The organism is Streptomyces canus, assembly GCF_030815415.1.
Lineage (GTDB): Bacteria > Actinomycetota > Actinomycetes > Streptomycetales > Streptomycetaceae > Streptomyces > Streptomyces canus_F.
Map to the genome: position 1 here is coordinate 7,564,040 of NZ_JAUSWW010000001.1, position 26,372 is coordinate 7,590,411.

26 protein-coding genes and 2 pseudogenes are annotated in these 26,372 nt (G+C 71.6%); 14 read left to right on the top strand and 14 right to left on the bottom strand.

Annotated features, from left to right (window positions below):
- Positions 1–101 precede the first annotated feature (101 nt).
- Both QF037_RS34945 and pip read left to right on the top strand, forming a co-directional pair.
- Positions 102–779 (top strand): uracil-DNA glycosylase, encoded by a 678-nt coding sequence (locus QF037_RS34945; RefSeq protein ID WP_307032134.1) that lies wholly within the window; start codon positions 102–104, stop codon positions 777–779.
- Positions 780–816: 37 nt separating this feature from the next.
- Positions 817–1,788, top strand: coding sequence for a prolyl aminopeptidase (gene pip / locus QF037_RS34950; protein WP_307032135.1), 972 nt, complete (start codon positions 817–819; stop codon positions 1,786–1,788).
- A 6-nt stretch (positions 1,789–1,794) separates the two neighbouring features.
- Here pip and QF037_RS34955 read toward each other — a convergent pair whose 3' ends face one another.
- The gene (locus tag QF037_RS34955) at positions 1,795–2,463 is read right to left on the bottom strand and encodes a GntR family transcriptional regulator (RefSeq protein ID WP_307032136.1); all 669 of its coding nucleotides are present in this window, start codon (positions 2,461–2,463) and stop codon (positions 1,795–1,797) included.
- A gap of 158 nt (positions 2,464–2,621) precedes the next feature.
- Between QF037_RS34955 and QF037_RS34960 the strand changes: the two genes are divergently transcribed.
- Positions 2,622–4,082, top strand: a complete 1,461-nt coding sequence (locus QF037_RS34960) for an NCS1 family nucleobase:cation symporter-1 (protein ID WP_307037521.1) — start codon at positions 2,622–2,624, stop codon at positions 4,080–4,082.
- Between the two features lie 5 nt (positions 4,083–4,087).
- Positions 4,088–4,807: an aspartate/glutamate racemase family protein gene (locus QF037_RS34965; protein WP_307032137.1), complete on the top strand. Its 720-nt coding sequence runs from the start codon at positions 4,088–4,090 to the stop codon at positions 4,805–4,807.
- A 103-nt stretch (positions 4,808–4,910) separates the two neighbouring features.
- On the opposite strand, the gene QF037_RS34970 is transcribed toward QF037_RS34965, so the two are convergent.
- Positions 4,911–5,369, bottom strand: coding sequence for a GNAT family N-acetyltransferase (locus QF037_RS34970; protein ID WP_307032138.1), 459 nt, complete (start codon positions 5,367–5,369; stop codon positions 4,911–4,913).
- A gap of 58 nt (positions 5,370–5,427) precedes the next feature.
- Positions 5,428–5,826 carry a RidA family protein gene (locus QF037_RS34975; RefSeq protein ID WP_307032139.1) on the bottom strand — a complete coding sequence of 133 codons (399 nt, stop codon included), beginning with the start codon at positions 5,824–5,826 and terminating at the stop codon, positions 5,428–5,430.
- A gap of 617 nt (positions 5,827–6,443) precedes the next feature.
- Here QF037_RS34975 and QF037_RS34980 point away from each other — a divergent pair.
- Positions 6,444–6,827, top strand: coding sequence for a hypothetical protein (locus QF037_RS34980; protein WP_307032140.1), 384 nt, complete (start codon positions 6,444–6,446; stop codon positions 6,825–6,827).
- Positions 6,828–6,840: 13 nt separating this feature from the next.
- On the opposite strand, the gene QF037_RS34985 is transcribed toward QF037_RS34980, so the two are convergent.
- Together QF037_RS34985 and QF037_RS34990 are read right to left on the bottom strand one after the other, a co-directional pair.
- Positions 6,841–7,521 carry a hypothetical protein gene (locus QF037_RS34985; protein WP_307032141.1) on the bottom strand — a complete coding sequence of 227 codons (681 nt, stop codon included), beginning with the start codon at positions 7,519–7,521 and terminating at the stop codon, positions 6,841–6,843.
- Positions 7,522–7,598: 77 nt separating this feature from the next.
- Positions 7,599–8,210, bottom strand: a complete 612-nt coding sequence (locus QF037_RS34990; RefSeq protein WP_307032142.1) for a hypothetical protein — start codon at positions 8,208–8,210, stop codon at positions 7,599–7,601.
- Between the two features lie 120 nt (positions 8,211–8,330).
- Here QF037_RS34990 and QF037_RS34995 point away from each other — a divergent pair.
- From QF037_RS34995 to QF037_RS35005, 3 genes and pseudogenes are all read left to right on the top strand, one after another.
- Positions 8,331–9,135, top strand: a pseudogene (locus QF037_RS34995) (nucleotidyltransferase domain-containing protein).
- 75 nt (positions 9,136–9,210) lie between these two features.
- On the top strand, positions 9,211–9,942 hold the full coding sequence (locus QF037_RS35000; RefSeq protein WP_307032143.1) for a DUF7873 family protein: 732 nt from the start codon (positions 9,211–9,213) through the stop codon (positions 9,940–9,942).
- Positions 9,943–10,525: 583 nt separating this feature from the next.
- Entirely contained in the window at positions 10,526–12,406 is a 1,881-nt protein-coding gene (locus QF037_RS35005; protein ID WP_307032144.1) for an FUSC family protein, read from the top strand.
- 144 nt (positions 12,407–12,550) lie between these two features.
- Here QF037_RS35005 and QF037_RS35010 read toward each other — a convergent pair.
- A pseudogene (locus tag QF037_RS35010) lies at positions 12,551–13,467 on the bottom strand (endonuclease/exonuclease/phosphatase family protein).
- 125 nt (positions 13,468–13,592) lie between these two features.
- On the opposite strand from QF037_RS35010, the gene QF037_RS35015 reads away from it, so the two are divergent.
- The 3 genes from QF037_RS35015 (at position 13,593) to QF037_RS35025 (ending at position 16,046) form a co-directional block, all read left to right on the top strand.
- Positions 13,593–14,939 carry an amidohydrolase gene (locus QF037_RS35015; protein ID WP_307032145.1) on the top strand — a complete coding sequence of 449 codons (1,347 nt, stop codon included), beginning with the start codon at positions 13,593–13,595 and terminating at the stop codon, positions 14,937–14,939.
- A gap of 78 nt (positions 14,940–15,017) precedes the next feature.
- A complete protein-coding gene (locus QF037_RS35020) occupies positions 15,018–15,707 on the top strand; it encodes a DUF899 domain-containing protein (protein WP_307032146.1) in 690 nt (229 codons plus the stop codon).
- 156 nt (positions 15,708–15,863) lie between these two features.
- Positions 15,864–16,046 (top strand): hypothetical protein, encoded by a 183-nt coding sequence (locus tag QF037_RS35025; protein ID WP_307032148.1) that lies wholly within the window; start codon positions 15,864–15,866, stop codon positions 16,044–16,046.
- A gap of 3 nt (positions 16,047–16,049) precedes the next feature.
- On the opposite strand, the gene QF037_RS35030 is transcribed toward QF037_RS35025, so the two are convergent.
- The 3 genes from QF037_RS35030 to QF037_RS35040 all read right to left on the bottom strand — a co-directional run bounded on the left by QF037_RS35030 (position 16,050) and on the right by QF037_RS35040 (position 19,975).
- Complete coding sequence (locus tag QF037_RS35030) at positions 16,050–17,981, bottom strand: ABC transporter ATP-binding protein (protein WP_307032150.1); 1,932 nt, start codon at positions 17,979–17,981, stop codon at positions 16,050–16,052.
- 915 nt (positions 17,982–18,896) lie between these two features.
- Complete coding sequence (locus QF037_RS35035) at positions 18,897–19,337, bottom strand: hypothetical protein (RefSeq protein ID WP_307032151.1); 441 nt, start codon at positions 19,335–19,337, stop codon at positions 18,897–18,899.
- Complete coding sequence (locus QF037_RS35040; protein ID WP_307032153.1) at positions 19,328–19,975, bottom strand: ATP-binding protein; 648 nt, start codon at positions 19,973–19,975, stop codon at positions 19,328–19,330. The genes QF037_RS35035 and QF037_RS35040 overlap by 10 nt, the downstream gene beginning before the upstream one ends.
- A gap of 240 nt (positions 19,976–20,215) precedes the next feature.
- Here QF037_RS35040 and QF037_RS35045 point away from each other — a divergent pair, with 240 nt between their 5' ends.
- Positions 20,216–21,076 (top strand): helix-turn-helix domain-containing protein, encoded by an 861-nt coding sequence (locus QF037_RS35045; RefSeq protein WP_307032155.1) that lies wholly within the window; start codon positions 20,216–20,218, stop codon positions 21,074–21,076.
- Positions 21,077–21,331 (top strand): DUF397 domain-containing protein, encoded by a 255-nt coding sequence (locus tag QF037_RS35050; RefSeq protein ID WP_266828603.1) that lies wholly within the window; start codon positions 21,077–21,079, stop codon positions 21,329–21,331. It abuts the gene before it with no gap.
- 55 nt (positions 21,332–21,386) lie between these two features.
- On the opposite strand, the gene QF037_RS35055 is transcribed toward QF037_RS35050, so the two are convergent.
- Positions 21,387–22,091: a protein-tyrosine phosphatase family protein gene (locus tag QF037_RS35055; protein ID WP_307032157.1), complete on the bottom strand. Its 705-nt coding sequence runs from the start codon at positions 22,089–22,091 to the stop codon at positions 21,387–21,389.
- A gap of 204 nt (positions 22,092–22,295) precedes the next feature.
- On the opposite strand from QF037_RS35055, the gene QF037_RS35060 reads away from it, so the two are divergent.
- Positions 22,296–22,430, top strand: a complete 135-nt coding sequence (locus tag QF037_RS35060; RefSeq protein WP_307032158.1) for a hypothetical protein — start codon at positions 22,296–22,298, stop codon at positions 22,428–22,430.
- An 81-nt stretch (positions 22,431–22,511) separates the two neighbouring features.
- On the opposite strand, the gene QF037_RS35065 is transcribed toward QF037_RS35060, so the two are convergent.
- The 4 genes from QF037_RS35065 to QF037_RS35080 all read right to left on the bottom strand — a co-directional run bounded on the left by QF037_RS35065 (position 22,512) and on the right by QF037_RS35080 (position 26,312).
- Positions 22,512–23,999, bottom strand: coding sequence for a glutamate synthase subunit beta (locus QF037_RS35065; RefSeq protein ID WP_307032160.1), 1,488 nt, complete (start codon positions 23,997–23,999; stop codon positions 22,512–22,514).
- Between the two features lie 166 nt (positions 24,000–24,165).
- Positions 24,166–24,645, bottom strand: a complete 480-nt coding sequence (locus QF037_RS35070; RefSeq protein WP_307032162.1) for an anthrone oxygenase family protein — start codon at positions 24,643–24,645, stop codon at positions 24,166–24,168.
- A 225-nt stretch (positions 24,646–24,870) separates the two neighbouring features.
- Positions 24,871–25,566 carry a DUF2293 domain-containing protein gene (locus QF037_RS35075; protein ID WP_307032164.1) on the bottom strand — a complete coding sequence of 232 codons (696 nt, stop codon included), beginning with the start codon at positions 25,564–25,566 and terminating at the stop codon, positions 24,871–24,873.
- Between the two features lie 56 nt (positions 25,567–25,622).
- A complete protein-coding gene (locus tag QF037_RS35080; protein WP_307032166.1) occupies positions 25,623–26,312 on the bottom strand; it encodes an NAD(P)-dependent oxidoreductase in 690 nt (229 codons plus the stop codon).
- Between the last annotated feature and the right edge of the window lie 60 nt (positions 26,313–26,372).

Consider the following 26,372-nt stretch of genomic DNA (forward strand, 5'->3'; position numbering starts at 1 on the left):
CCAGACCCGACAGGATTTCCACGGGGAGCCCGCCTCCCGCGCGGTTCGTGCGGCCGCTGCTCGCACGGGGGGCGGCCTGGACACCGTCGTACGGTTGAGGCGTGGACCCTCTCGCTGAGCTCGACCGGCGCATCGCGGACTGCCGTGCCTGCCCCCGGCTGGTCGACTGGCGCGAGGAGGTGGCCCGTACCAAGCGGGCGGCCTTCGCCGACCAGACGTACTGGGGCCGTGCCGTGCCCGGCTTCGGACCGCCCGACGCCCGCCTGCTGATCGTCGGCCTCGCGCCGGCCGCGCACGGTGGCAACCGCACCGGCCGTATGTTCACCGGCGACCGCTCCGGAGACGTTCTGTACCAGGCGCTGTATGACATCGGCCTCGCCTCCCAGCCCACCGCGGTGAGCGCGGACGACGGCCTGGAGCTGCACGGTGTCCGCGTCACCTCGCCCGTCCACTGCGCCCCGCCCGCCAACAAGCCTACGCCGGGGGAGCGGGACACCTGTCGCCCCTGGCTGGTCCAGGAGCTGAGGCTGCTGCGGCCGACCCTGCGGTCCGTGGTCGTGCTCGGCGGCTTCGGTTGGCAGGCCACGCTGCCCGCGCTGGCGGAGGCGGGGTGGGACGTGCCCCGCCCGCGGCCCGTGTTCGGGCACGGGGTGCGGGTGCCGCTCGACGGGATCGACCTCTTCGGGTGTTTCCACGTCAGCCAGCGCAACACCTTCACCGGCCGGCTGACCCCGGAGATGCTGCGGGAGGTACTGCGTTCGGCGGCAGGTCTCTCTTGAGGGGACCGGTCCGCCGTACGCGGGTTAGGGTCGCCGGATGCCTCTCTACCCGGACATCGAACCGTACGACCACGGCATGCTCGACGTCGGTGACGGCAACCGCGTTTACTGGGAGACCTGCGGGAACCCGCGGGGCAAGCCCGCGGTGGTGCTGCACGGCGGGCCGGGGTCCGGCAGCGGACCGTACTTCCGGCGGCTCTTCGACCCGGACGCGTACCGGATCGTGCTGCTCGATCAGCGGGGCGCCGGGCGTTCGACGCCGCCCGCGAGCGCGTACGACACCGACATGAGCGTCAATACGATGCCGCACCTCATCGCCGATCTGGAGCTGCTGCGGCAGCACCTCGGGATCGAGCGGTGGCTGGTGTGGGGCGTGTCGTTCGGCTCGGTGCTGGGGCTGCGGTACGCGCAGACGCATCCGGCGGCCGTGAGCGAGCTGGTGCTGACGGGGGTCGCGACCGGGTCGGACGCTGAAGTCGCCCTGCTGACCAGGGGACTCGGGCAGATCTTTCCGGAGGCCTTCGAGCGGTTCGTCGGCGAGGTGCCCCTCCTCGAACGGTCCGGAAACCTCGCCGCCGCCTACAACCGGCTCGTCGAGTCGCCCGATCCCGAGGTGCGGGCGCGGGCGGCGCGGGCCTGGACCGACTGGGAGACGGCGACCATTCCGGCGCCGCCCAGGTCGGTCGAGCGCTTCGAAAACCCGGAGTTCCGGATGGGTTTCACCCGCACGGTCACCCACTACTGGGGCAACGGCCACTTCCTGGGCGCGGACGAGGCCGTACTGCGCGACGCGCCTTTGCTGAAGGGCATCCCGGGCACGCTGGTGCAGGGCAGCCTCGACTTCGGGAACCTCGCCGGGATCGTCTGGCGGCTCCATCACGCCTGGCCGGGCAGTGAGTTGGTGGTGATCGACGAGGTCGGGCACAACGCCGGGGCGCCGGGGGTGGCCGAGGCGATGGTGGCGGCGACGGACAAGTACGCGGGTCGGGGGGAGAGCTCGGCCAGGTGAGTCCGGCTAGGTGAGTTCGGCGTCCTCGCCGAACAGCTGGCGGACCGTCGACTCGTAGTTGGTCCGTACGTGCGCGAGCGCGTGCGCGCGGGCCCGCTCCGGGTCGCCGGACGCGATGGCCTCGTACAACTCCCGGTGCTCGACGAGGAGTTGGGGCCACTCCTCGTTGCGTCGGGTCATCCAGCGCAGCCGGCCCGCGACCGGTTCGAGGGCCTGTGTCAGCAGGCTGTTCCCGGCCATGGCCACGATCCGGTCGTGCAGCCGGCTGTTGATGTCCGTGATCGTCTCCGCGTCGCCCGCCTCGGTCGCGGTGGCCGCCTGGTCGAGGAGCTGCTCGACCTCGGCCAGATCCTGCGGGGTCGCGCGGGCCGCGGCCAGGGCGGCTGCGTAGACCTCCAACGCCTCGCGCAGTTCGAAGAGTTCCTTGACGTCCTTCGGGGTCAGCCGTCGCACGACGGTGCGGCGGGGCGTCTCGAAGTGGACGAAGCCCTCGGTCACCAGCGCCCGGATCGCCTCACGGACCGGCACCCGGGAGACTCCGAAGCGCTCTGCCAGCTCCCGCTCGACCAGTCTGTCGCCCGGCCGCAGCTGGCCCGCGATGATCTCCTGCCGCAGTGTGACCAGGACACGCTCACGGACGGCGCCCAGGGGTTCGATCTTCGTCGTGGAGCTCATGGAGCAATCTTCGCCGACTCCGGAGGTGTTTTACGGAGCGTTAACGAAGGCGACATCGGTCGGAACGCTTGACGGGAGGACTATGACCGCAGTTTGGTATACCAAAACTGGTGCCAGGCTACCGCCGCCCTCCCTCCTCCCCGTCCCTGGAGGCCCCCGTGTCCCTCGCCGACCACGCCGAAGCCACCGGCGCGCCAGCGTTCGTCCCCGACCCCCGGCTCACCAACGAAGACCTCGCGCCCGCGGGCAAGCGGAACTGGAAGGTCTTCGACCTCTTCGCCATGTGGATGTCCGACGTCCACAACCTCGGCAACTACACGTTCGCGGCGGGCCTGCTCGTCCTCGGCATGAATGTGTGGCAGGTCTTCACCTCCCTGCTCGTCGGCTTCGTGATCATCTACATCGGCATGAACTGGATGGGGAAGATCGGCCAGCGCCACGGCGTGCCCTTCCCCGTCGTCAGCCGCATCAGCTTCGGCGTGTGGGGCGCGAACATCCCGGCGCTGATCAGGGCCGTCATCGCCATCATGTGGTACGGCATCCAGACCTACCTGGCGTCCGTCGCGGTCAACGTGATGCTGCTGGCCGCCTGGCCGGGCCTGGAGTCCTGGACGCACAGCTCCTTCCTCGGCCTGGACGCGCTCGGCTGGGTCTCCTTCCTCTCCCTGTGGCTCGTCCAGGCGCTGATCATCAGCCAGGGCATGGAGTCGGTGCGCAAGTTCCAGGACTTCTGCGGACCGGCGATCTGGCTGGTGATGATCGCGCTGGCGATCTGGGTCCTGTCCAAGGCCGGCTGGACCATCTCGCTCACCTCGACCCCGCACCCCGTCCCGGTGGGTGAGCAGTGGCGGCAGTGGTTCGGCGCGATCGGCCTGATCCTCGCCACCTACGGCACGCTGATGCTCAACTTCTGCGACTTCTCGCGCTTCGCGCCGGACTATCGCACGGTGCGGCGTGGCAACTTCTGGGGCCTGCCCATCAACTCCACGGCCTTCGTGGTGGTTTCCGTCATCGTCACCGCGGGCTCGCTGGAGGTGTGGGGCGAGGCCATCACCGACCCGGCGGAGCTGGTGGCCAAGGTCGGCAACACCTGGGTCCTGGTCCTCGGCGCGCTGACCTTCGCCATCGCCACCATGGGCGTCAACATCGTCGCCAACTTCGTCTCCCCGGCGTACGACCTCGCCAACGTCTGGCCGCAGAAGATCACCTTCAGGGTCGGCGGCATGATCAGCACGGTGGCGGCGCTGCTCGTGACCCCCTGGAACCTCTTCTCGAACCCGACCGTCGTCAACTACTTCCTCGGCGGACTCGGCGCCTTCCTCGGCCCGCTGTTCGGCGTGATCATGCTCGACTACTACTGGGTCAAGAAGGGCCGCGTGGACGTGAACGAACTGTTCGACGCCACGCCCGGCTCCCGCTACTACTACCGCAAGGGCGTCAATCCCAAGGCCTTGTGGGCGTTCCTGCCTGCGGCGGGGGTCGCGGCGGTGCTCGCGCTGGTGAAGACGTTCAGCGATGTGGCGCCGTACTCCTGGTTCATCGGCACCGCGCTGGCGGCGGGACTGTACGCGCTCCTGTGCCGGAGCGAGCGGACTGCTCCCGAGGCGGCGGGGATCTGAGCGGAGTGCGGATCGTCGTCACCAACTGCAACACCACGCAGGAGATGACCGAGGAGATCGTACGAGGTGCCCGGGCCGCGGCAGGCCCGGGCACCGCCGTGACCGGGCTGACGCCGCGGTGGGGGCCCGAGTCGGCCGAGGGCTGGCTCGACAGCTACCTTTCCGCGGCCGCGGTGATCGACCTCCTGCGGACATACGAGGGTCCCGCGTACGACGCCGTCGTCATGGCCGGCTTCGGCGAGCACGGGCGCGAAGGCGTCCGGGAGCTGGTGGACGTCCCGGTCGTGGACATCACCGAGGCGGCGGCCCATCTGGCCTGCCTCCTCGGCCGCCGGTACGGGGTGGTCACCACGCTGGAACGCTCCTGCGGCCAGATCGAGGACAGCCTGGAACTGGCGGGCGTGGGCCGCAACTGCGCCGCCGTGGTCGGCACGGGACTGAACGTGCTGGACCTCGGGGACGCCGCGCGTACGGAGGCGGCGTTCCTCGCCGCCGCGAAGCGGGCCCGTCGGGCCGGTGCCGAGGTGCTGGTGCTGGGCTGCGCCGGGATGACGGGGCTCCAGCGGGTGGTGGGGGAGAAGCTGGGGCTGCCGGTGGTCGACGGGGTGGGCGCGGCGGTGAAGCTGGCGGAGTCGCTGGTGGGGCTGGGGCTGCGGACCAGCAAGGTGGGAGGTTATGCGGGGCCGCTGCCCAAGGGGCGGGTCTGGGGGCGGGGAGCGGAGTGACCCGGGCGGCGAGACGGCCTCCGCCCGGGTCGCCCTGAGAGCGTCCTGTCCTGTCCGGTGCTGTCGCCGGCCCACACCACCGGCGGCCGAAGCCGCCCGTGCCCTACGGCTGCCAGTCGTACCGGACGTCCGGCTCCCGCTCCTCGTTCCCGCTGCCGTCCGTGTGTTCGACCGCGACGAAGCCGTGCCTCTCGTAGAAGCGGTGGGCGGGCTTGTTGACCTGGAAGGTCCACAGGTGCAGGCCTTGCGGACTGCGCTCCTTGGCCAGCTCGACGAACCGGTCGCCGATGCCGCGCCCACGCCAGTCGGGGGCGATATAGAGCTGGGACAGAAGCTCGCCGTCCAGCACCATCACCCCCACGATCCCGTCCGCGTCCGCCACCCAGGTCTCCCGCAGCGGCACGACGACCTCCCGGAAGTAGTCCCGCACGTCGTCGTCGGACCGGGGCCGGACGACGGTCGGCAGCGCGGCGGCGAAGGAGCGGAGCCAGACGTCGGCTGCCGCCGCGGCGTCGGGGGCGGTCGCCCGCCGCAAGGTGATCGTGGAGTCGTATGAGGTCACCCGACGGGATCCTGCCAGGGCACCGACGGTCACCGCACCGCATTTCCGCGCCGCGCGACTAGGGAACGACGGCCGTCGCCGTGATCTCCACCAGCTGTCCCGAGTACCCGAGGCAGGCCACCCCGAGCAGCGTCGACGAGTGCGGGCCGGTGCTGAGGCCGGACGCCTCCACGACCTCCCAGACGGCGGAGAGCACCGACGTCTCACCGCTCACGACGTACACGTCGGTGTGCAGGACGTGCGCCAAGTCGCTCCCGACCGCGCGCAGTTGCTCCTGGAGGTTCGCCATCACCTGCTCGGCCTGCCGCACCGGGTCCCCCTCGCCGACGATCCTGCCCTCGGCGTCGAGCGGCACGGAACCGGCGAGAAACGCGAGCTTCGTGCCGGCCTCCACGACGGAGGCGTGGGAGTAGGTGGGCGGCGGGAAGAGGGCGGGGACGGTGACGCGACGGATCACGAGGGCTCCCGTGGTGGGCGGAGGACGGTCAACTTCGCGATCATCCAAGCCCTGTTCCAGGGCCGCATCCGATTTTCCCGGCGCGGGATCCTCCCCTCTCCGAGACGCCCGCGAGTGCCTGCGAACGGTCCGGCACCGCTCTTCTCGCCAGGCCGGAGCGGAACTCATGGCTCTGCTCGGCCGCCTCGACCCGCTCCAGCCGGTACAGACGTACCGGGATCGAAGCCCGGACACCCGGATCGACGCTCAGTCGGTGAGGCGGCCCCGAGCAGCCGGTGCACCAAGCCCCCGGCCGCCCACCCCCGCATCCGCAGACCGGCGAGCGAGACATACCGCCGCCCGTCCTCCTCGTACTCCCCGCGACCCCTCACCATCGCTACCTCCCCCATGGCACGCCGCCTCGACCGCGCCATCAGTAACTCTCCGTGCCGGCACATCCCATTGAAGCGCAGCCCATCGACAATCGCCCGCGACGGACTCCGCCTGTGGATAACCACTCGACAGCACGGCCCGCGACTGCCAGCCTCCCGCTATGCGCGACAAACACCTGGGACGTTTCACGGCGGCGGACTTCTAGCACCCCACCGGACACTCCGGTGGGCCGCGGAAGGTCTGCCATGTCACGCACCGTCCACCACGTCCCCAGCCGCCACCGCACCCTGCCCGCCTTCTGGCCACTCGGCCTGCCGGGCCCCTGGACGGGCCACGCCCTCACCGAACTCCGCTACCCCGAAACGGAGTTGACCCGCTCCGGGCGCGAGGGGCGCCGCCCCGCGCCGAGGCTCGTCAGGCGGACCTTCATCTCGTACACGTACTCCCGCGCCGTGAACGAACGTCGGTACAGCCCCTACGAGCGCCGTTCCAGAGCCGCCCTCCAGGTCTTCCGCACCTCCGCCCGACGGCATCTGCGTGCGGCTCCCGCGGGTGCGCTGCCGCTGTGGGCCGAGGATCTGGACCACCCGCCGACCCGTCACCGGCATCGCGATCTGTGGGAGGCGTGACGAATGCCGCACGTCACGCCCGCGGCGGACCGAACTCCCGTTCGCGCAGCTGCCGTTCGCACTCCTGCGCAAGGTCCGGGTACGCCTCGGCGATGGCGGCGTAGACCCTGCGTCGCAGCAGCTCCTCCGCGGCCGCGCGGACGGTGCGTCCACGCACCCCGGCGAGCAGCTCGTCGAGCAGTTCCGCGTGGCGTGGCAGCTGGTGACGCAGATAGTCGACCTTCCACCGGGCCGGCGCTTCCGGTGCGGCGCTCTCGGGCGTGGCGGGACCGGGTGCACGGTCCCGACGCCCTTGCGCTCGTTGCCCTTGCGCTCTTTCCTCGTCCCGTCGACGGCGATGCGCGACGGCCGCCGCCGACAGCCGGTCGGGAGGCAGCCGCGGGACGTCGACGGGCTCCGCGGCGATACGCGCCAGCACCTCCCGCCGCCTGCGCTGCGCGGCGGCCTTCGCCGCGACGGACCGACGGACGGATGCCGCCGCCACCGCTCGGAACTCCTCGCTCGTCTCCACCGCTTCGACCCGCTCGACGCGGTAGAGGCGGGTCTGCGGAGCCGTTCGCACATACGGGTTGGCGCGGAGCAGATCGGGCTCGCCGAGCAGCTGTCGCACCATCCTGGCGGTCCAGCCGCGGGCGCGCAGACCGGCCGCGGAGAGGTGGGTGTCGCGCGGTGGGCATGCCTTGTCGTGCGTCATCGTGAAATCCCCCGTCGTTACACTGAGTGACGAGTTCATTGATAACGCGTGCCACTGACAATCGGGCGCGGCCCGCTTCAGCGCTGGGAGCCCTCCGGGCTCACCCGGCCGGCGGGAGCCGTGGTTTCCGGCGAGCGCGGTGCCGGAAGGTTGATCAGATCGCTGACGTCCGCCACCTCCCGCAGGTTCTCCGCCAGCGAGGCGAGGGTCACGCGCACCTCGGCGATCCGTGCGCGCAGCGCGTCCGCGTGGTCCCACTGCTGTTCCCAGGCCACCGGATCCACTCCTTCCGGGCGCCGGGACTCGTACGCCGTGAGGCGCGGATGCCACGACGAGAGCAGGGGCCGCAGCACGCGGTTGAGGACCGTGACGGCGAGGACGCCGAAGCTGACGTGCCCGGGAGCCAGTGGAGGGGCGACCTCGGGGCCGTAGCGGCGCAGGATCTCGCGGGTGGTGTCGAAGAACGTGTAGAGGGACGACAGTGCCTCTCGCAGGAAGCCCCCCTCGGCGTCCAGCTCCTCGACCGACACGCGCGTGACGAGCTCCAGGTACAACTCCCAGGCCGCACTGCGCTCCGCGTCGGCCGGTTCCCATGTGCCGGTGATGTCGCCGACGAACGGGATCGCCAGCCTGGCCGTGATCTGCGTCGGACCGCCGGGCCGTCGCCGCTTGCGCTGCCTGATTCCCATGATCACTCTCCCCGTACCCACAGTAGGGCAAGTCGCCGTGGGGGACGACGACTTCGGCCGTCGATGTGAGGGCGCGCAATTGCGTGGAGCCACGTCACCCGCCCACCTACGCTGCCGCCCATGCCCACTCTCCCCGACCCGGTCGTCCCCGACCCCGTCTTCCTCGACGCCACCGCCGACCGTCTCGCCGCCCTCCCCACCGTCCACGCCGTGGCGCTCGGCGGCTCGCGAGCCCAGGGCACGCACCGGCCGGACAGCGACTGGGACCTCGCCGTCTACTACCGCGGCCCCTTCGACCCCGCCGACCTCCGTGCCCTCGGCTGGGAGGGCGAGGTGTCGGACGTCGGCGGCTGGGGTGGTGGCGTCTTCAACGGGGGCGCGTGGCTGACCATCGACGGGCGCCGAGTCGATGTGCACTACCGCGATCTCGACGTCGTGGAGCACGAGTTGGTGGAAGCGCAGGCGGGACGCTTCCGGGTGGAGCCGCTGATGTTCCATCTCGCGGGGATTCCCAGTTACCTGGTGGTGGCGGAGCTGGCCGTCAACCAGGTGCTGCGCGGCGAACTGCCGAAGCCCGCCGCGTATCCCGAGAAACTGCGGGCCTCCGCCCCCGAACGCTGGCACGGCACCGCCCGGGCCACCCTCGCCTACGCCAAGTCCGCCCACGCCCCGTCCGGCCGCGTCACCGAACTCGCCGGCGCCATCGCCACGGCCGCCATGCAGGCGGCGCACGGGGTGCTGGCGGGGCGGGGGGGAGTGGGTGACCAATGAGAAACGGTTGTTGGAGCGGGCGGGGTTGCGGGGAGTGGACGGTGTCATCGCCTCACTGTCCAAAGGGAAGGGCCCGGCCGCGCTGCACCAGGCGGCCGATCACGCTCAGGCGCTCTTCGAGCAGGCCGGTGGGCAACAGCGCGCGGATGCCTAGGCGCCCGTTCCTGCCGGCCTCCGCTTGCGAATAACCCTTCGAAATGCGGCCGGTGTCGCTGGTAACGTCCCTGACGTGGCGAAACTCAATCAGATCATCGCAGTCGAGAAAGGCGTCAAGTCCAAGGCGCACCAGGACCTGACGGCAGCTCACCACGGGCTGCAGAAGCCCGCGTTGCTGGCCGGTATCTCGCGTACGTATCAGCCGAAGGACGAGGAGGGCGAGCAGTTGCCGCCCGAGTCGACCCGGGTGCAGGTGAAGGCGGAGGACGTGCTGCGGGACACCGCGGCGACGCTGACGCGGCTGTTCGATGTGACCGCCACCAAGGACTGGGCCAACTGCGACGCGCGGGCGGACGTGAAGGTGGACGGGCGGGTGCTCGTCGCCGATGTGCCGGTGTCGTATCTGCTGTTCCTGGAGAAGCAGCTCGTCGATCTCAACACGTTCGTGCGGAAGTTGCCCGTGCTCGACGCCTCCGAGGGGTGGGTGCAGGACCCGTCCACCGACTCCTGGAAGACCGAGCCGGTGCGGACCCTCCGTACGAAGAAGGTGCCCCGCAACCATGTGAAGGCCGAGGCGACCGAGAAGCATCCCGCTCAGGTCGAGGTCTATTACGAGGACATCCCGATCGGATACTGGACCACCGTGAAGTTCTCCGGTGCGCTTCCGGCGCGGCGCGTCAATGAACTCCTCGACCGGGTCGAGAAGTTGCAGCAGGCCGTGAAATTCGCCCGGGAAGAGGCGAACGGCGTGGATGTCGTCGATCAGCGGGTCGGGGACGGCGTGTTCGGTTACCTCTTCGGGTAATCTCAGAGAATCCCCGGTCCTTTGCGGCCGGGGTGCGCGAGGAGCGCAAGCTGAAGCTGAAGCTTGTCGTGACTGCGCGGTTCCAGTGGAGGTTCGAGTCCTCCCCGCGGCACTATCACGCGCCGCGGTAGCCCAACCGGCAGAGGCAGACCGCGATCAATCTCAGACTCTTGCTCCAGATTCAGTATTCGCCGTCGATCGCCGGATCGACCGGGCCCAGACCCAGGGCGTCGAGATGCTGGTTCAAGTCCAGTCCGCACAGCTCGATGTGCGGTGGTCCAAAGGCAGGACGCGACGACATGACGACTGATCTGGGTTCTCAAGTGTGCCGGCGTGCGAAATGGACGGCATTCACAGGGCCCGGGGGCAGGCTACGCCCTCGGGCCCGCTCCCTTTCCGTCATGCGCCCAGCGGTCCGCCGCGAGTTGTGTTCATAAAGAACCCGCCTCTCCGGCCAACCGTCACATCCCCGAAATACGACGGCCCCATCCTCTCCAAAAACGCGATCTAACGTGGACACCGACAGCCCGGCCACCGTCGCCCGAAGGCAGCCCCCCGCCCTCGACCAGCCGACAGGAGCCCTGTGTCCCGCGCCACCCCGCGATCCCTTCCGCCCTGGCTCGACCACACCCTGCGCGCCCAGCGCGGCCCCGTCCCATGGAGTGCCGTCACGCGGGGCGCGCTGTCCGCCGGGCTGCTCCTCCTCGCCGCCGTGCTCGCCGGCCGTACCTCGCTCGGTGTCGTCGCCGCCATCGCCGCCATGCTCGCCGGCATCAACGACCGCCCCGGCAGCCGACGGACCTCCGTCAAGCGGCTCGGCATGCCGGCCCTGGCCGGAGCGGTCGGGCTGTTCGCCGGGACGTACGCCGGTGATCATCTCGGGGCCGTGACGCTCAGCCTGCTCCTCACCGGCGTCGGGCTCGTCGCGGGCGGGGTGAGCGCCATCGGACCCGTCGCCTCCGGAGCCGGTACGCAGTTGCTCGTCGCGTGCGCCATCGGCGCCGGGATGCCGTTGCCGGACGAGGGGTGGCAGCGCGCCCTCGCCTATCTCGTGGGGGCCGGCTGGCTGCTCGGGCTGCGGCTCGCGCTGCCGACGCCCGGTTCCCTCGCCGGGGACTTCCGGTTCGACGGCGAGCGGGAGGCCGTGGCGGTGGTCTACGACGCCGTCGCAGAGCTGCTCGACGCCGTCGGCACCCCGCACGCCACCACCCGGCGCGTCGCGCTCACCGCCGCTCTCGACCACGCGCAGGACGCCTTCGCCGGACCGCGGCTGCGCCGCTACGCCAGCTCCTCCGCCGAGCGGCGGCTGCACGCGCAGTACACCGCCGCGCTCCCGCTCGCCGAGGCCGCGACCGCGCTCGCGTGGGCGGGAGAGGACGGTTCCGGGCGGGCGGCCGCGGGACCCCGACGGCTCGCCACCGCCGTACGGGAGAACACGCACACCGGACCGCTGCCCGCGCCCACCCGTTCCGCACCCGCCCTGCGGGCCCTCGACGACGCCCTGCTGCGCGCCGCCGAGGCCTTCGACCAGGCCGAGGGGAGCGACCTGCACACCCGCCGGCGTACCGGAAAGGACCTGTTGCGGGCCGTCTTCGGGGCCGGTGGGCGCGAGTACGGGCTGCGGGTCGCCCTCTGCTTCGGGGCCAGCGCGGCCGTCGCACAGGCCCTGCACCACGCCCGCTGGTACGGGCAGCACGAGCACTGGTACTGGCTGCCCGCCACCGCGGTCTTCCTCGTCAAGCCCGACCTCGGACCGCTCGCCTCCAGGGTGCTGTGCAGGGCCGCGGGGACCGTGCTCGGTGCGCTCGTCTTCGCCGGGTTCGCCGCGGTGCTGCCCCGGCCCGAGGGGCTCATCGCGCTCGTCGCCGTCAGCGGGGCCCTGATCCCGGTCGCCACCCGGCACTTCGCCGCCCAGACCGCCGTCGTCACCGTCCTCATCCTGGCCCTGGTCATGGTCGGCGGCGAACCGCAGGCCTCCGCGGGGCGGATCGGCGAGACCCTGCTGGCCTGCGCGATCGTCCTCCTCGTCGGCCACCTCCCGATGCCGGGACAGCGCGGCGGGACGGTGCGCGCCCGGCTCACGGCGGCGAGCCGCGCGGCCCAGGCGTACCTCGACCACGTGCTGCGCGAGGCCCACACCGACCTGCGAGGCGACTTTGACCCCCGCGCCCTGCGCTGGACCCTCCGCCGAGAGGCCTACCGCACGCTCGCCGAGGCCCGTACCGCCATAGCCCTCGCCGCCGCCGAACTCCCCGCCCTCGCCCGGCACTCGGAAGGCGCGGACCACATCGTCACCACCCTCGAACGCCTCGTCGACACCACCACCGCCTGCGCGGTCCACCTCGACGACTCGGGCCGCCTCACACCCCGCCACACCGAACGCCTCAACGAATTGCTGGGCGAACTGGCCGAGGACCGCGAACGGGTGGGACTACGCCTCCCCGAACTGCCCTTGGCTGTATGACACCGGGCCGGGAAACGCACCTAAGGGGCGCGGGGCTGTATCGATGTGCGGCTACCGCCGCGTGGGCGCGACCAGCCACGGCGGGCCCGCACCCGCCAATGTCGAATCGGCCCCACGACGCCTCTGCGCCCCGCCAAAGCCGCGCTACGCGACCCGTACCCACACCGGAGCGTGATCCGACCCCGCCACCCCCGCCGCAGCGACCCCTCACCCGGCAACCCCGTCCCCGCCGCCGTCACCCGGCCGACCAGCCGACGACTCAGCAACAGGTGGTCGATCAACTCCCGCCGCCCGGAGTTGACACGGGAGAAGCGCTGCTCGGCCGGGATCTTCGGAGCCACGTTCCACAGCCGTACCGCATCGCCCCCGTCGGGCCGGTCGAAGGCGGAGGTGCCGAGTTCGGAGCCGGGCGGGCCGAGCAGGATCTGTGTGGTCGCCGCCTGGACCTCGTCGTTGAGGTCGCCCAGCACGACCACGTCCCGCTCACGGCCGTCACCGTCCAGCAGTTCGTCGGCCAGCGCGCGCAGGGACGCCGCCTCCGCCGCCCGCCGGTACAGCGCGTACGCACCGAACCGGGCCCGCTCGCCCTCGTCGCGCGGCTGGAACCGGCCGCCCGGATACGACAGCAGCTTCGACTTGAGATGGCACACCGCCGCCCGCAGCGGCCCGCTCTCCACGGCCGCCTCCACCGCCAGGAAGCCGCGGCCCGCCTCCGCCACCTCGAGCCCCTTGTCGTCCCCCTGCACCGGGCGCAGCTTCACCGGGAACCCCTTCGTGTCGTGCAGCACCTCGAACGGCATGCGACTGAGGAAGCCGACCCGGATGCCCCGGCTGTCCGCGTGCCGGGAGAGCGCGGTGTGCCAGTCGCCGCCCAGCATGCCGACCAGGTCCCGCAGCGCCTCCGGCTCCCCGACCTCCTGCACGCCCAGCAGCGTCGGATCGAGCTCCGTGATCACCTCGGTCAGAGCGGCCAGCTTCGTCTCGTACGCCGCCTTGTCCCTGGGGCCGAACGGGCCGCCGGGCCGGTACAGGTTCTCCAGGTTCCAGGTGCCGATGAGCATGCCGGACCCCCTTCCAGATGCCGTGGTGAGGCCAGGGTGCTCGTCCGGCCGACCTCACGACAGAGTCGGGACAGGATGCGCGGTTCGGCTCACGCGGCGCGAGGACCCCGTCGTACGTTGGCGTGATGACCGACTCTCCCGCCGACCTCGTCATCACCGGATGCACCGTTCTCGTGCACGACGATCAGGAGCGCGTCGGGTTCGAGGAGAACGCCACGATCGTCGTACGAGACGGAGTCATCGAGTCCGTCACGACGTCCCCCGAGAGCCCGCCCGCCGTCGAACACCTCGATGCCCGTGGACAAGTCGCGCTCCCCGGACTTGTCAACTGCCACACCCATGCCCCGATGGTCGCCCTGCGCGGCGTCGCCGAGGATCTGCCCACGGAGGAGTGGTTCAACGACGTCGTCTGGCCGATCGAGTCCAACCTCACCGCGAGGGACGTGGAGTTGGGCGCGCGGCTCGCCTGCGCCGAGATGATCCGCGCCGGTGTCACCTGCTTCGCCGACCACTACTTCTCGATGGACACCGTCGCCTCCGTCGTCGAGGAGTGCGGGATGCGTGCTCATCTCGGCGAGGCCTACTTCTCGTCCCAGGGCCCCCAAGGGCGGGAGAAGTCACTGGAGTTCGCGCTACGCCACCGAGGCGCCGCCGGTGGCCGCGTCACCACCGCCCTCGCCCCGCACGCCCCCTACACCGTCACCGACGACGACCTCGCCGCCACCGCCGCACTCGCCCGCGAGCACGGCCTGCCCGTCCACCTCCACGCCTCCGAGAACCGCGACCAGGCGGAGACCAGCCTCGAACGCCACGGTGTCACCCCCATCGAGGTCCTGGCACGCACCGGCATCCTCGACGCCGACGTCCTGATCGCCCACGGCACCGGCATCCTCGACCGCGACCTGCCCGTTCTCGCCGGTGCCTCCGGCCGCGTCGCCGTCGCCACCGCACCCCGCGGCTACCTCAAGTTCGCCTGGCCCACCACCACACCCGTAGGCGCCCTGCGCGACCTCGGCATCCCCGTCGGACTCGCCACGGACGGCGCCGCCTCCAACAACTCCCTCGACGTATGGGAGTCGATGGCGCTCACCGCCCTCGTCCAGAAGTCCACGACCGGCGACCCGCGGTGGCTGACCTCCCGCCAGGCCCTGCACCACGCCACGCTCCAGAGCGCCCGCGCGGTCGGACTCGGCGACACCCTCGGCACCCTCGCCCCCGGCCGCCGCGCCGACATCGTCCTCGTCGGCCTCACCGGACCGCACACCCAGCCCGTGCACGACCTCGCCGCCACCCTCGTGCACAGCGCCCGCTCCTCCGACGTCCGCACGACGATCGTCGACGGCCGGATCCTGATGCGCGACCGCGAGCTGCTGACCCTCGATGTGGCCGAAGTCGTCCGGGAGTTGGGCCGGCGGATGCCCGCCCTCCTCGACCGCGGCCACGGAAAGCGCATTCAGGACTACGACACGTAAAAAACTTGCGGTACGGCGATGAGTTCCGCCTCCGCCTCCGGTCAGCACTCGGAACGGACCGTCGCAGCAGGAGGGGCCATGTCGCTTCCGGAGGTCGTCTCGCGCGAGCAGTGGCGCGCGGCGCGCGGGGAATTGCTGGTCAAGGAGAAGGCGGCCACGCGCGCGCGTGACGCGCTCAACGCCGAGCGGCGCGGGCTGCCGATGGTGGAGATCGACGCGGAGTACGTCTTCGAGGGCGGGGACGGGAAGGCCACGCTGGTCGACCTGTTCGAGGGCCGGGACCAGCTCGTCGTCTACCACTTCATGTTCGCGCCCGAATGGGACGCGGGCTGCCGCAGCTGTTCGGCGTTCCTGGACCAGATCGGGCATCTCGCGCATCTGAAGGCACGCGGGACGACCTTCGCGGCCGTGTCCCGGGCGCCGTACACCAGGATCCTGCCGTTCCAGGCGCGGATGGGATGGACCGTGCCCTGGTACTCGTCGTTCGGCGGCGACTTCAACCACGACTTCGAGGTGACCCTGGAGCACGAGGGGGAGCCCTTCGAGCGGCCGGGCATCAGCTGCTTCCTGCGGGACCGCGACCGGGTCTTCCACACCTACTCGACGTACGAACGAGGTCTCGACGGACTCGGCTCCACCACCAGCCTCCTGGATCTCACCGCGCTGGGCCGGCAGGAGGAGTGGGAGGAGCCGAAGGGGCGCGCGTCAGCGCTGGGGGCGCCTGCGGGGAGCGAGTGCGTTCGCTATCACGATGAGTACGAGGAATGACACGAACGGTAAGGGAAGTGACCGTTCGGTAACCGACTTCTCACGCTGCGCGCTGAATCCGTGTCAGCTACGTCTCAGTCCCGCAACTCACCGAGCCGTTCAGGCTCTCCAGAGCGTTAACTCCTGAAAGGAACGACGCTCTATCGGAGGTGCAGGATGGTGAACGGGCGAACCGTGCTCGGACGCTTTTCCGCAGGTGGGCCGCGAGGCTCGTGGCCGGCGGAGGAATTCGCGCACGCGCGACGACTTGAAGGACTGGCCGCCGAGGTCGTGATGGACCTGGCGACGGACGCGTTCCTGGTGATCGTGCGGGGCGCCGAGGTCACCGCCGTGGCGTGAGCGTCAGCTCGCCTTCGGCGCGGTGAACTGGTCCGCCTGGAGCGAGTACAGCTCCGCGTAGACCCCGCCTGTGGCCAGCAGCTCCTCCGGTGTGCCGGACTCCACGAGCCGGCCCTGCTCCAGGACGTGCACCAGGTCCGCGTGGCGCACGGACGCCAGCCGGTGGGTGATCAGGACCACCGTCTGTCCCGTGCCCGCCAGGGCCCGGATCTTCTCGAAGACCTCCAGCTCGGCCCGGGCGTCCAGGGCCGCCGTCGGCTCGTCCACGATGAGGATGCGGCCGCGCCGGTACGCGGCCCGGGCGATACCGAGGCGCTGCCACTGCCCGCCCGACAGCTCGTGCCCGCCGCTGAAGTGGCGGGCCAGCAGCGTGTCCAGGCCGCGCGGCAGATCGGCCACCACCTCCTGGGCCCCCGCCTCGGCGACCGCCTCGGCCAGCCGCTCCTCCGTCAGGGGCGCGGCCGAGCGGCCCACCGCCACATTGACCCTGGCCGTGAACGGCCACCTCTTGAAGTCCTGCGCCACCATCGCGATCCGCTCGGCGAGCAGCCGCCGGTCCGCACCGGCCGCGTCCACCCCGTCCCACAGGATCCGGCCCCGGTCGGGCGTGTAGAGACCGGAGAGCAGCTTCACGAGGGTCGTCTTGCCGGAGCCGTTCTCGCCGACGAGCGCGACGATCCGGCCGAGGGGGAGAGCCAGGGTGATGTCGTCGAGGGCGGGCCGGGTGGACTCACCCGGATAGCTGAACGTGACGTTCTCGAAGCGGATCTCCCGGGGATCCTCGGGCAGCTCCCGCCCGCCGACCGGGATCGCCCGCTTCTCCGCCTCGACGTACAGCCGCTGCAGATCGCCCACGAACAGGGCCTCCTGGTGGAGCTGGTTCAGCTCCAGGACGAGACTGTCGAGGCTGGAGGAGCCGGAGCGGATCGCGATCACGGCCGTGCCCGCGACGGACAGTGCCATGGCGCCGGCGAGCAGCAGACCGCCGAGTGTCGCGTACGTCGCCACCGTCGCGATCCCGGTCCAGGACGCCGCGATGAGTCCCGTGCGGGCCGCGAGCCGGGCCAGTCGGGCCTGCTCCGCCTCCGCGACCTCCGACATCGCGCGGTAGTGGTGGAGCAGGAAGGGTCCGACGCCGTGCAGACGGATCTCCGGCGCGGACTCCGGCTCGGTGAGCAGCCCGCTGAGGAGGTGGCCGGCGCGGGCGTGCTGCACCCAGGTGTGGAAGGACTCGTACCGGCGGCGCGCGACGGTCAGGGCGCTCCAGGCGCTGGGCAGCGTCATGGTCACCAGCAGCGGGAGCAGGGCGGGGTGCAGCACGGTCAGGACACCGGCGGCCGCGATCAGGGAGATCGCCGCGTTCATGACCCGGGTAGCGTAGGCGATCATGCGGCGGGCGGAGCTGGCGCCGTACTGGGCGGTGTCCAGCAGCTTGTGGAAGGCGTGGTCCTCGATGGCGGCCAGCTCCACGGCAGCGGCCCGCTCCAGATACCGCTCGGTGGCGACGCGCTCGACCTTGGGTTCGAGGCGGCCGGTGGCGTACGTGGACGCGGCCCGCAGCAGCGCGGCGACCAGCATGACGCAGGCCATGGCGACGAGGGCGGGTACGGCACCGTGCAGCCGCTCCTCGATCGATCCGCCGCCCATCAGCCGGCCCAGCACGCTGTTCACGGCCAGCAGACTCACCGCCTGCGACAGACCCCGGCCCGCCTCGGCGCCGAGCACGATCCGCGCGGCCGTGCGGTCCGCCTGCCAGGCCAGCCGGAAACTCAGCGCGAGCAGCGCCGGCAGCTGGCGCACCATGGCCCGGAAGCTCAGCTGCAACCGGGCCTCGGAGTGACTGTTCCACCCCGTGTCGTACCGCAGGGGCCCACCGAAGAGCAGCCGCTCCGACTCGGACAGCTCGGGCTCCCTGACGTCCCGCTTCTTCCTCACCGTCGACCTCCCCCGCTCGTGGGCCACTATCGCGGGAGGGGGATGCCGGGGGCAGGGCGCAGACGGATGTCCGACGACGCGCGGGCGTACGCCCTGGGCCGGAGAGCCCCCTGGCGGGGCTTGCGCCCCGGACACCTACCTCGGGGGCCCACGCCCCGCAGCGCGAATGCCTGGCGGCGGACCTGCCGAAGGCGTACGGCGATCCCGGGCCGGCCTGCCTCGCAGACTCCCGCGGTCCGCGCCCCGATGCGCGATCGTCCGGCCTAGCGGCGGACCTGCCGGAGGCCTGCGGCGATCCCCGGCTGGCCTGTCTCGGAGGACTCCCGCGGTCCGCGCCCCGATGCGCGATCGCTCCCCCCTCACGGCCGACCGGCCGGAGGCCTACGGCCGGGCCGCCTCGGAGGCTCCCGCGGTCTGCGGCTCGCTGCGCGATTGCTCCACCTAGCGGCGGACGCGCCGGAGGCCTGAAGCGATCCCCAGCAGGCTTGCCTCGGAGACTCTCGTGGTCCGCCCGCGCCCCGATGTGCGATCGCTCCGCCTCACGGCCGACCGGCCGGAGGCCCACGGCCAGCCCCGGCCGGCCCTCTTCGGAGGCTCCTGCGGTCTGCATCCCGATGGGCGATCGTCCGGCCTGGCGGCGGACCTGCCGGAGGCCTGCGGCGATCCCGGGCCGGACTGTCTCGGAGGACGCCCGCAGCCCGCGCCCCCATGCGCGATTGCTCCGCCTCACGGCCGACCCGCTGGAGGCCTGAAGCGATCCCGGCCGACCTGCCTCGGAGGACTCCCGCAGCCCGCGCCCCCATGCGCGATTGCTCCGCCTCACGGCCGACCCGCTGGAGGCCTACGGCGATGCCCGGTCTCGCCTGCCTCGCGGGCTCCCGAGGTCCTCAGTCTTCTCGGTCGACCGTCGGAGACCTACGCGCTGATCGGTCGCGACCAGGTCGGTGTGGTCCCCGTGACCCGGCACAGTGCCAGATACAGCGGTATCGGCGGCGTGTACGGAAGCTTGCCCGCGGGGCGGTGGATGAGGTCGGGGGCCACCGGCGCGTCCGGAACGATCGCGCCGGTGGCGTACTGGGCCGGAGTGGGCCACTCCAGGGCGTAGTCGGAGTCCGACGGGACGAGCCACCACCAGTGCGTGTCATCGGCGTAGACGCACCCCGCACGGGGCAGCCGGGGCATGAGCAGCGGACCGAAGCGGGCGGGTATCGCCACCGCGTCGCAGCCCAAGGGGGTGGTCATCCCGTCGGGGACAGGGAGGCGGTGGGGTGCGGCCGGGGTGTGCAGGCCGCGCCGGAGGCGGACCAGCGTGTCCAGGGTCAGTACCTTGCCGCCGGTCGCGGGCCTCACAGGCATGGACCCCCCGTCCCGTGATGCCGCGCCGTCCCGTCGTGTCGCGCGTCCGCGTCGTCGTGCTCGCCGCCCGAGCCGTCGGCGGGGCCGGGCTTGGGGCGCGCTCCCCAGCCCAGGTCGTTGCAGGGGCCGCAGTCGTGGCGCGGGGCGTCGGCCTTGCGCGGGAGCTCCGCCCAGACCAGCAGACCGGGGCCGTGTTCATGGGCTCCCCAGGCGTGACAGAGGGCGTCGACGAGAAGCAATCCCCTCCCGTGCTCCTCCTCGCCCCGCTGCGCCACGGACGGATGGACCTCGCCCGGCGCGCAGCCTTCGTCACGCACGGCTATTCGCACCAGCTCATCGCCGTCGTGGAGTTCGCACACTATGTGGCTGCTCGCCGTGTGCACGATCGCGTTGGTGACCAGCTCGGTGACCACCAGGGCCGCCGAATCGCAGATGTCCTCGCAGACCGACCAGCCGTTCAGCCGGGCCCGCGTCAGTCGTCTGGCCTGGGCGGGAGAACCCGGATGGGCGGCCAGCTCAAACCGGAACCGGCGCTCGGCAGCGACCCCACCAGGGGTTGCTCCCGGAGCAGCGCCGAGGCTGTGGGGGCCTGCGGCGGCGTCTGTTCCTAAGGGCGCGGACGGAATCACGCTTGCCACTATCGCCCCGCCGTGAACACTTGGCAAGTGTCACTCTGAAAAATGCAGAGTGCTGTGTGACGGTCTGGAAGGCCGTGGCACACTGCTCGCAACAGCATGTCGAGCGGCGCCAGTTGAGATCACCGGAGATCCGACCAGGTCTTCGAATAGGTCTTCGAATGGCGCCGTCCGGCTGCCAGGATTCTTTTGCGCAGGTTTTTACGGGTCTTCGGACCTTCAGGGACGTCCGGGAGGTGGAGGGTGAGCGAGCCGCGGTCCGCGCCGACGGTCGGCCAGGTCGTCCTCGGCCGGCGCCTGCTGGACCTGCGCGAACGCGCCGGTCTCAAGCGTGAGGAGGCCGCCCGCGTCCTGCGTGTCGCCCCCGCCACGGTCCGCCGGATGGAGATGGCCGAGGTCGGTCTCAAGATCCCGTACCTCCAGCTGCTCCTGAAGTCCTACGGCGTCTCCGAGGAGGAGGCCGACGCCTTCGTGGAGCTGGCCGAGGAGGCCAACAAACCCGGTTGGTGGCAGCGGTTCCACGACATCCTGCCCGGCTGGTTCTCGATGTACGTCAGCCTCGAGGGCGCCGCCGGCCTCATCCGGTCCTACGACCCGCACTTTCTGCCCGGACTGCTCCAGACCGAGGAGTACGCCCGCGGTGTCCTGAAGTCGGGGGCCATCGGCCAGACCAGCCCGGACGACATCGAACGGCATGTCGCACTGCGAGTACAACGCCAGGAACTGCTCACCCGTCCCGACGCACCGCGGTTCTGGGCCGTGGTGGACGAGACCGCGCTGCGCCGCCCCGTCGGCGGCCCGGAGGTGATGCGTGCCCAGATCGACAAACTGCTCGAGGCCACGAAGCTGCCCAACGTGACCCTGCAGGTCGCGCCGTTCGCCAACGGGCCGCACCCCGGCACGTACGGGCCCTTCGTGCTGTTCCGATTCGCCGTGCCGGAGCTTCCGGACATGGTTTACAGCGAGTACCTGACCGGCGCCGTCTATCTCGACGCGCGTCCCGAGGTGGCGACCTATCTCGAGGTCATGGACCGCATGGCGGCGCAGGCCGCTACGGCGCATCGCACGAAGGAGATCCTCCGGGATCTCCGCAAGGAGCTGTGAATGGATCGCATCAAACCGCGCATACCGGTCTACAACGGCATGCCCGCGCGGGAGTTGGGCAGCGAGGGCTGGCACAAGCCGTGGAGCGGCGGCAACGGCGGCAACTGCCTGGAGGCGATGAAGCTGGCCGACGGGCGGATCGCCGTCCGTCAGTCGACGGACCCGGACGGGCCGGCGCTGATCTACACCAGCGACGAGATGACGGCCTTCATCGAGGGCGCCAAGGCCGGGGAGGCGGACTTCCTGCTGTCGTGAGGTGTTGCTGTGAAGTAGGCCTGTTTAAGCAATGGTTGAGATCGACACCGGCAGTCTAGAACCAGGACGCGATGCGCCGGGGCGCGTCCACCAGCCGGCTGACCGCCACCACCGGCAGCGGCGGCTGTGCCGCCTCTTTTCGGCTGAGGTTCAGCCCGTAGTAGATCTGCTCGATCGACGGCGGTCCGACCGCGAGATTGCGCCGGACCGCCGCGGCGGACGACTCCTCGCCGGTCTGCACGAGATACGCCGCCGCCATCGTGCCCGTGCGGCCGACTCCCGCGCCGCAGTGCACGAACACGGGTCCTGACGACTTGGCGACGATGTCCAGGAGGCGCCGGACCTGCTCGGGCTTCGGCGTCTGACCGTCACGGATCGGCAGTCGTACGACGTCCAGACCGGCGTCGGCCGGCCCGGCGGCCTGGTGCGCGCTGAGGTCCTCGGCGCGCAGGTCGACGACCGTGGTGAAGCCCATGGCGGCGAGCGTCCGGTACCCGGCGGGGGAGGGGGCGGCGCCGCGCCACAGGTGGCCCGGCGTGTCGACCGGCTGGAAGTTGTGGACGCCCTGCACGGTGCGGGTTCCCGCCGGGGCCGGGGTCTCCTGGCGCGTCCAGTACGACAGGGCCAGGATGCCTCCGGCGCCGGCCGCCCACAGGATGGCGTAACCGAGGAGGAGGGTCAGCAGGATCCGCACGGTGCGGCGCCGGAGCGGGCGCTGGAGGGCGGCAGGGCGGGGGAGGGCGGCGGTGAGGACAGCCATGAGCGACCAGGGGGACTAGGGGACGTAGGCGCCGTGGCAGCGTAACCCGAGGCCCTCTTGGCCGTCTTGTCCGTGTACACAAGCAAATGTGTCCTTCATGCCTGATCAGTCGTCGTCGGAGTCCGCGTCGCCGATGCCCATCACCGTGAGGTGGGCGCGTTCCACGGTCGCGTCCTCCAGGCAGCCCCGCAGCCGCATACGGTCGTGCTCGGTGAGGGCGGGGTGGACGACGCCCGCGAAGAGGCCGTCCCCCAGGTCGTGTATCCGACGACGAGCCCGTCGTACGCCGGCGGGGCGGCCTCGGACCGCTCGGTGCCGGGCGGGCAGCCGCAGGTCTGAACGGCGTGGACGAGCGGAGCCGAACGAGGGAGGGGCCGGCGGGCCGTGGCGCCCGCCGTCGCCGTCCGCGGCTTGGCCCGGCTACACCGTCATCGGCCGGTCGTACGGCCCGATCGGCGCCGGCAGTCGCGAAGTGCCCGTCAGATGGCGGTCGACCGCCGCCGCCACCGCCCGCCCCTCCGCGATCGCCCACACGATGAGCGACTGCCCCCGGGCGGCGTCCCCCGCGGCGAACACCCCGGGAGCGCTCGTCGCGAAGTCGGCGTCCCGGGTGATCGTGCCGCGCGGCTCCATCGCCAGCCCCAGCTGATCGACGAGCCCGTCCTCCCGGTCCGGCCCGGAGAAGCCGAGGGCGAGCAGGACGAGATCGGCGGGGAGCGTCCGCCCGGTGCCCGCCACCGGCCGCCGCTCGGCGTCGACCTCGACCAGATGCAGCGACCGTACCTGCCCGTCCGTGTCGCCGGTGAAGCGGAGCGTGGACGCCGCGAACAGCCGCGCGTCCGCGTGGGCCGCCGGCGCGGTCCTGAGGTCGCCGGCCTCCTCGTGCGCGGCCGACAGCCGGTAGATCTTCGGATACGTCGGCCAGGGTTCGGCGTCCTCGTCGCGCTCGGCGCCCGGCTGGGCGTAGATGTCCAACTGGCTGACGGACGCGGCACCTTCACGCACCGCCGTCCCCAGGCAGTCGGCCCCCGTGTCACCACCGCCGACGATGACGACATGCTTCCCGGCGGCGGAGACAGGGGAGCGCTCCAAGTCCCCCTCGCACACCCGGTTGGCCAGCGGCAGATACTCCATCGCCTGATGGATGCCCGCCAACTCTCGCCCGGGTACGGACAGTTCACGCCACGCCGTGGCCCCGGTCGCGATCACCACCGCGTCGTACCGGGCCCGCAGTTCCGCCGCCCCGATGTCCCGCCCGACCGCCGTCGACGTACGGAACTTCGTGCCCTCGGCCCGCATCTGCTCGATCCGCCGCTCAAGATGGTGCTTCTCCATCTTGAACGCGGGGATGCCGTACCGCATCAGCCCGCCGAGGCGGTCGTCCTTCTCGAACACCGCGACCGTGTGCCCCGCCCGGGTCAGCTGCTGTGCCGCCGCGAGTCCGGTCGGCCCCGACCCGATCACCGCGACCGTGCGCCCGGAGAGCCGGTCCGGCGGTCGCGGTGGTGCGAACCCCAGCTCCCAGGCCTGGTCGGCGATCGCGACCTCGACGTTCTTGATGGTGACCGCGGGCTGGTTGATGGCGAGCACACACCCTGCCTCGCAGGGCGCCGGGCACAACCGGCCGGTGAACTCGGGGAAGTTGTTCGTGGCGTGCAGCCGGTCGGCGGCCTGTCGCCAGTCGTCCCGGCTGACCAGGTCGTTCCACTCGGGGATCAGATTGCCCAGCGGACACGCGTCGTGGCAGAAGGGGATGCCGCAGTCCATGCAGCGGTCCGCCTGCTTGTTGATGATGGGCAGCAACGCCCCGGGGACGTACACCTCGTCCCAGTCCCCGACCCGTTCCTGGACGGGCCGGCGGGGCCACTCCTGGCGGGGGGTGGTCATGAATCCCTTGGGATCGGCCATGGCCGTCTTCCTTGCGTGGGCATCGACGGGCCGTGCGTCATCGGCGGCACCCTTTCGGCCACGATACGTCCCGTCGGCCACTCGCGCAGGGGGGAGGCCAGGGTGAGGGGACAGCGCTTTCGGACGGCTCCTCGGGCTCCTCGGGGCTTTCCCCGTGCCTGCGCCGCTATGTGAGGGCCAGCACGTACGCCAGTGCCGCGGCGCCCGAGGCGACCATGCGGACGTGGTTCCAGACCGTCCACTCGCGCACGTACTCCGGCCAGTACGCGGCCGCTTCGGCCGTCCCCGCGTCCAGCCTCATCAACGTGTCGTTGCGCGGCACGTTCGCGACCATCGTCACCCCGAACGAGCCGAACAGATACAGTGCGCTGCCCAGCAGCAGCTCCACCGTCCCCTCGTCCGGCCACAGCACGAACGTCACCACCGCGATCACCGCGCACAGCACCGCCGACCCGGCGAACACGAGCATGAACGCGGGCCGCAGCGCGGTCACGTTGATCGCCTTCATCGCGGCGACGCCCTGCGACGGCGGCAGCTCGGCGAGCCCCTTCATCACGAAGGTCGAGAAGGCGCAGAAGACCCCGGCCACCAGACCGGTGCCGAGCACACCCAGCACCGTCAGTGCGAAGTACGGTCCCTCGATCATGTCGTCAACTCCCGCATCGAGCCGAGATCCTGCCCGGCACCAACCGTCACCACAAGTGAATTCCCCTACGGGAAGGGTCACCATGGCCGAAGGTCGCGGGGGCATACGCCGGCGTCCAAAGAGGAGAACCTCCCCCTGCCGCCGTCCTCCGCATCACCGGTCTCCTCCCGGGCGCGGCGGCACGGGAGCACAGCCCGGCGGTGCCGTGGGACCGCGGCCTCGCCCTCAACCGGCCTCGGCCTCCGTCGCCCGCCATCCGCCCAGCACCCTCTCCACGGCCGCCGCGATCCGCCTGCGCGCCTCGTGCCGCGGCACCCCGCTCATCAGCAACTGGTCGTACGGCGTGTCCAGATGCCGTACGGACGCCACGACCGCCGAGAACACCGCCCCCTCGGACAACGCCCGCCCCGCCGCACTCCGCCCCACCCGCCCGCTGCCCCGCACCGAGGCGTGCGCCGCGATCCCCTGCGCCCGCTCCGCCGGGCAGCCGGGAAACAGCCGCCGTATCTCCGCAGCGAACGTGTCCGTGAACCGCACGTCCTCCGCCGCCCGTCGCCGCGCGTCCCGCGACCGGCGCCGCCGCCGCGCCTCGGCGTCCGCGAGGCACCGCATCTCCGCCCGCGTGAGCGCCTGTTCCTCGACGAGCACGCCCTGCCGCTCGTATCTCGCCTTGCGCCGGTTGAACCGGACGACCACCGCCGACAGCGCACTCTCCTCCCGCGCCCTGCGCGTCAACGCGGTGTCGCCGCGCGGCAGGAAGACCAGATGCCCGAGATCGGCGCAGTCCAGACACCGCGGCGCCCCCTCCTCCAGCACCAGCAGCGACAACGGCCCGCCCCGGCACTCGGCGCACTGCTTCCGCCTGAGAGGCTGGACGACGAGAAGCCCGGTGCGGCGCGGGGGAGTCGCGAGGCGAGACATACCGGGTTCATTCCCGCGAGCGGGCCGTGAACCACGGCCTTGTCCTCCTCGGCCTCCTATGCGCCGTCCTGCTCGGCGGCGACCACCGACACCCGCGTCCGATGCGCCGTGGGCCGCTCGATCTCGTCGACCACCGCCACCGCGAGGTCCGCGTACGACAGGACACGTGTCCCCACGGGCGCCTGCTCCCCGCCGAGCACATAACGCCCGGTGCGCGGAGCGCTCTCCTCCAGTCCGCCTCCCGGTGTGAGCATCACCCAGTCGACCAGGGCGCCGTCCCCCTGCGCCCGCAGCCGGTTCAGCCCCGCCGTGTGCGCCAGCGCGAACGGCCGGATCTCCGGCGGGAACACCGCGGGGTCGTCCATCACCGGCCGCCCGTCCGCCCCGAGCAGATCCGCGAACAGTCCCACGGCGACCAGCCTCTGCACCCCCGCCGCGGTGAGCCCGCCGAGCAGCGCGTCCGCCGCCTTCACGAAGAAGTCCGGGTCGAGCGCGTCGAAGCCCTGCTCCGGCCCGCTGAACGGCGACACCGCGTGCACGGCGGCCAGGTGCCCGCCCGCCACGGAACCGACCGAACCGGGATCCGTCACATCACCCCGGACCACGCTGACACCGTCCGCCCCGAGTTCCGGGTAGCGCGCCGGATCCCGCACCACGGCCGTCACCTCGAACCCACGCCGCCGGGCTTCCCTCGTGACGGCCCGCCCTGCCCGCCCGCCCGCTCCGAAGACGACGATCCCCCTCATGCCCGACCTCCTTGCCACGCACCGCGGTTCGATGCCTGACCTGGACGCTAGAGGCGCAGG

Coding starts and splice junctions, on each gene's coding strand:
- QF037_RS34985 (WP_307032141.1), bottom strand. CDS start 7,521: ATGACGCACGACAAGGCATGCCCACCGCGCGACACCCACCTCTCCGCG.
- QF037_RS34955 (WP_307032136.1), bottom strand. CDS start 2,463: ATGAGCTCCACGACGAAGATCGAACCCCTGGGCGCCGTCCGTGAGCGT.
- QF037_RS34980 (WP_307032140.1), top strand. CDS start 6,444: ATGTCACGCACCGTCCACCACGTCCCCAGCCGCCACCGCACCCTGCCC.
- QF037_RS35070 (WP_307032162.1), bottom strand. CDS start 24,645: ATGATCGAGGGACCGTACTTCGCACTGACGGTGCTGGGTGTGCTCGGC.
- QF037_RS35020 (WP_307032146.1), top strand. CDS start 15,018: ATGTCGCTTCCGGAGGTCGTCTCGCGCGAGCAGTGGCGCGCGGCGCGC.
- pip (WP_307032135.1), top strand. CDS start 817: ATGCCTCTCTACCCGGACATCGAACCGTACGACCACGGCATGCTCGAC.
- QF037_RS35080 (WP_307032166.1), bottom strand. CDS start 26,312: ATGAGGGGGATCGTCGTCTTCGGAGCGGGCGGGCGGGCAGGGCGGGCC.
- QF037_RS35075 (WP_307032164.1), bottom strand. CDS start 25,566: ATGTCTCGCCTCGCGACTCCCCCGCGCCGCACCGGGCTTCTCGTCGTC.
- QF037_RS35065 (WP_307032160.1), bottom strand. CDS start 23,999: ATGGCCGATCCCAAGGGATTCATGACCACCCCCCGCCAGGAGTGGCCC.
- QF037_RS34990 (WP_307032142.1), bottom strand. CDS start 8,210: ATGGGAATCAGGCAGCGCAAGCGGCGACGGCCCGGCGGTCCGACGCAG.
- QF037_RS35015 (WP_307032145.1), top strand. CDS start 13,593: ATGACCGACTCTCCCGCCGACCTCGTCATCACCGGATGCACCGTTCTC.
- QF037_RS35050 (WP_266828603.1), top strand. CDS start 21,077: ATGGATCGCATCAAACCGCGCATACCGGTCTACAACGGCATGCCCGCG.
- QF037_RS35025 (WP_307032148.1), top strand. CDS start 15,864: ATGGTGAACGGGCGAACCGTGCTCGGACGCTTTTCCGCAGGTGGGCCG.
- QF037_RS35055 (WP_307032157.1), bottom strand. CDS start 22,091: ATGGCTGTCCTCACCGCCGCCCTCCCCCGCCCTGCCGCCCTCCAGCGC.
- QF037_RS35035 (WP_307032151.1), bottom strand. CDS start 19,337: ATGCCTGTGAGGCCCGCGACCGGCGGCAAGGTACTGACCCTGGACACG.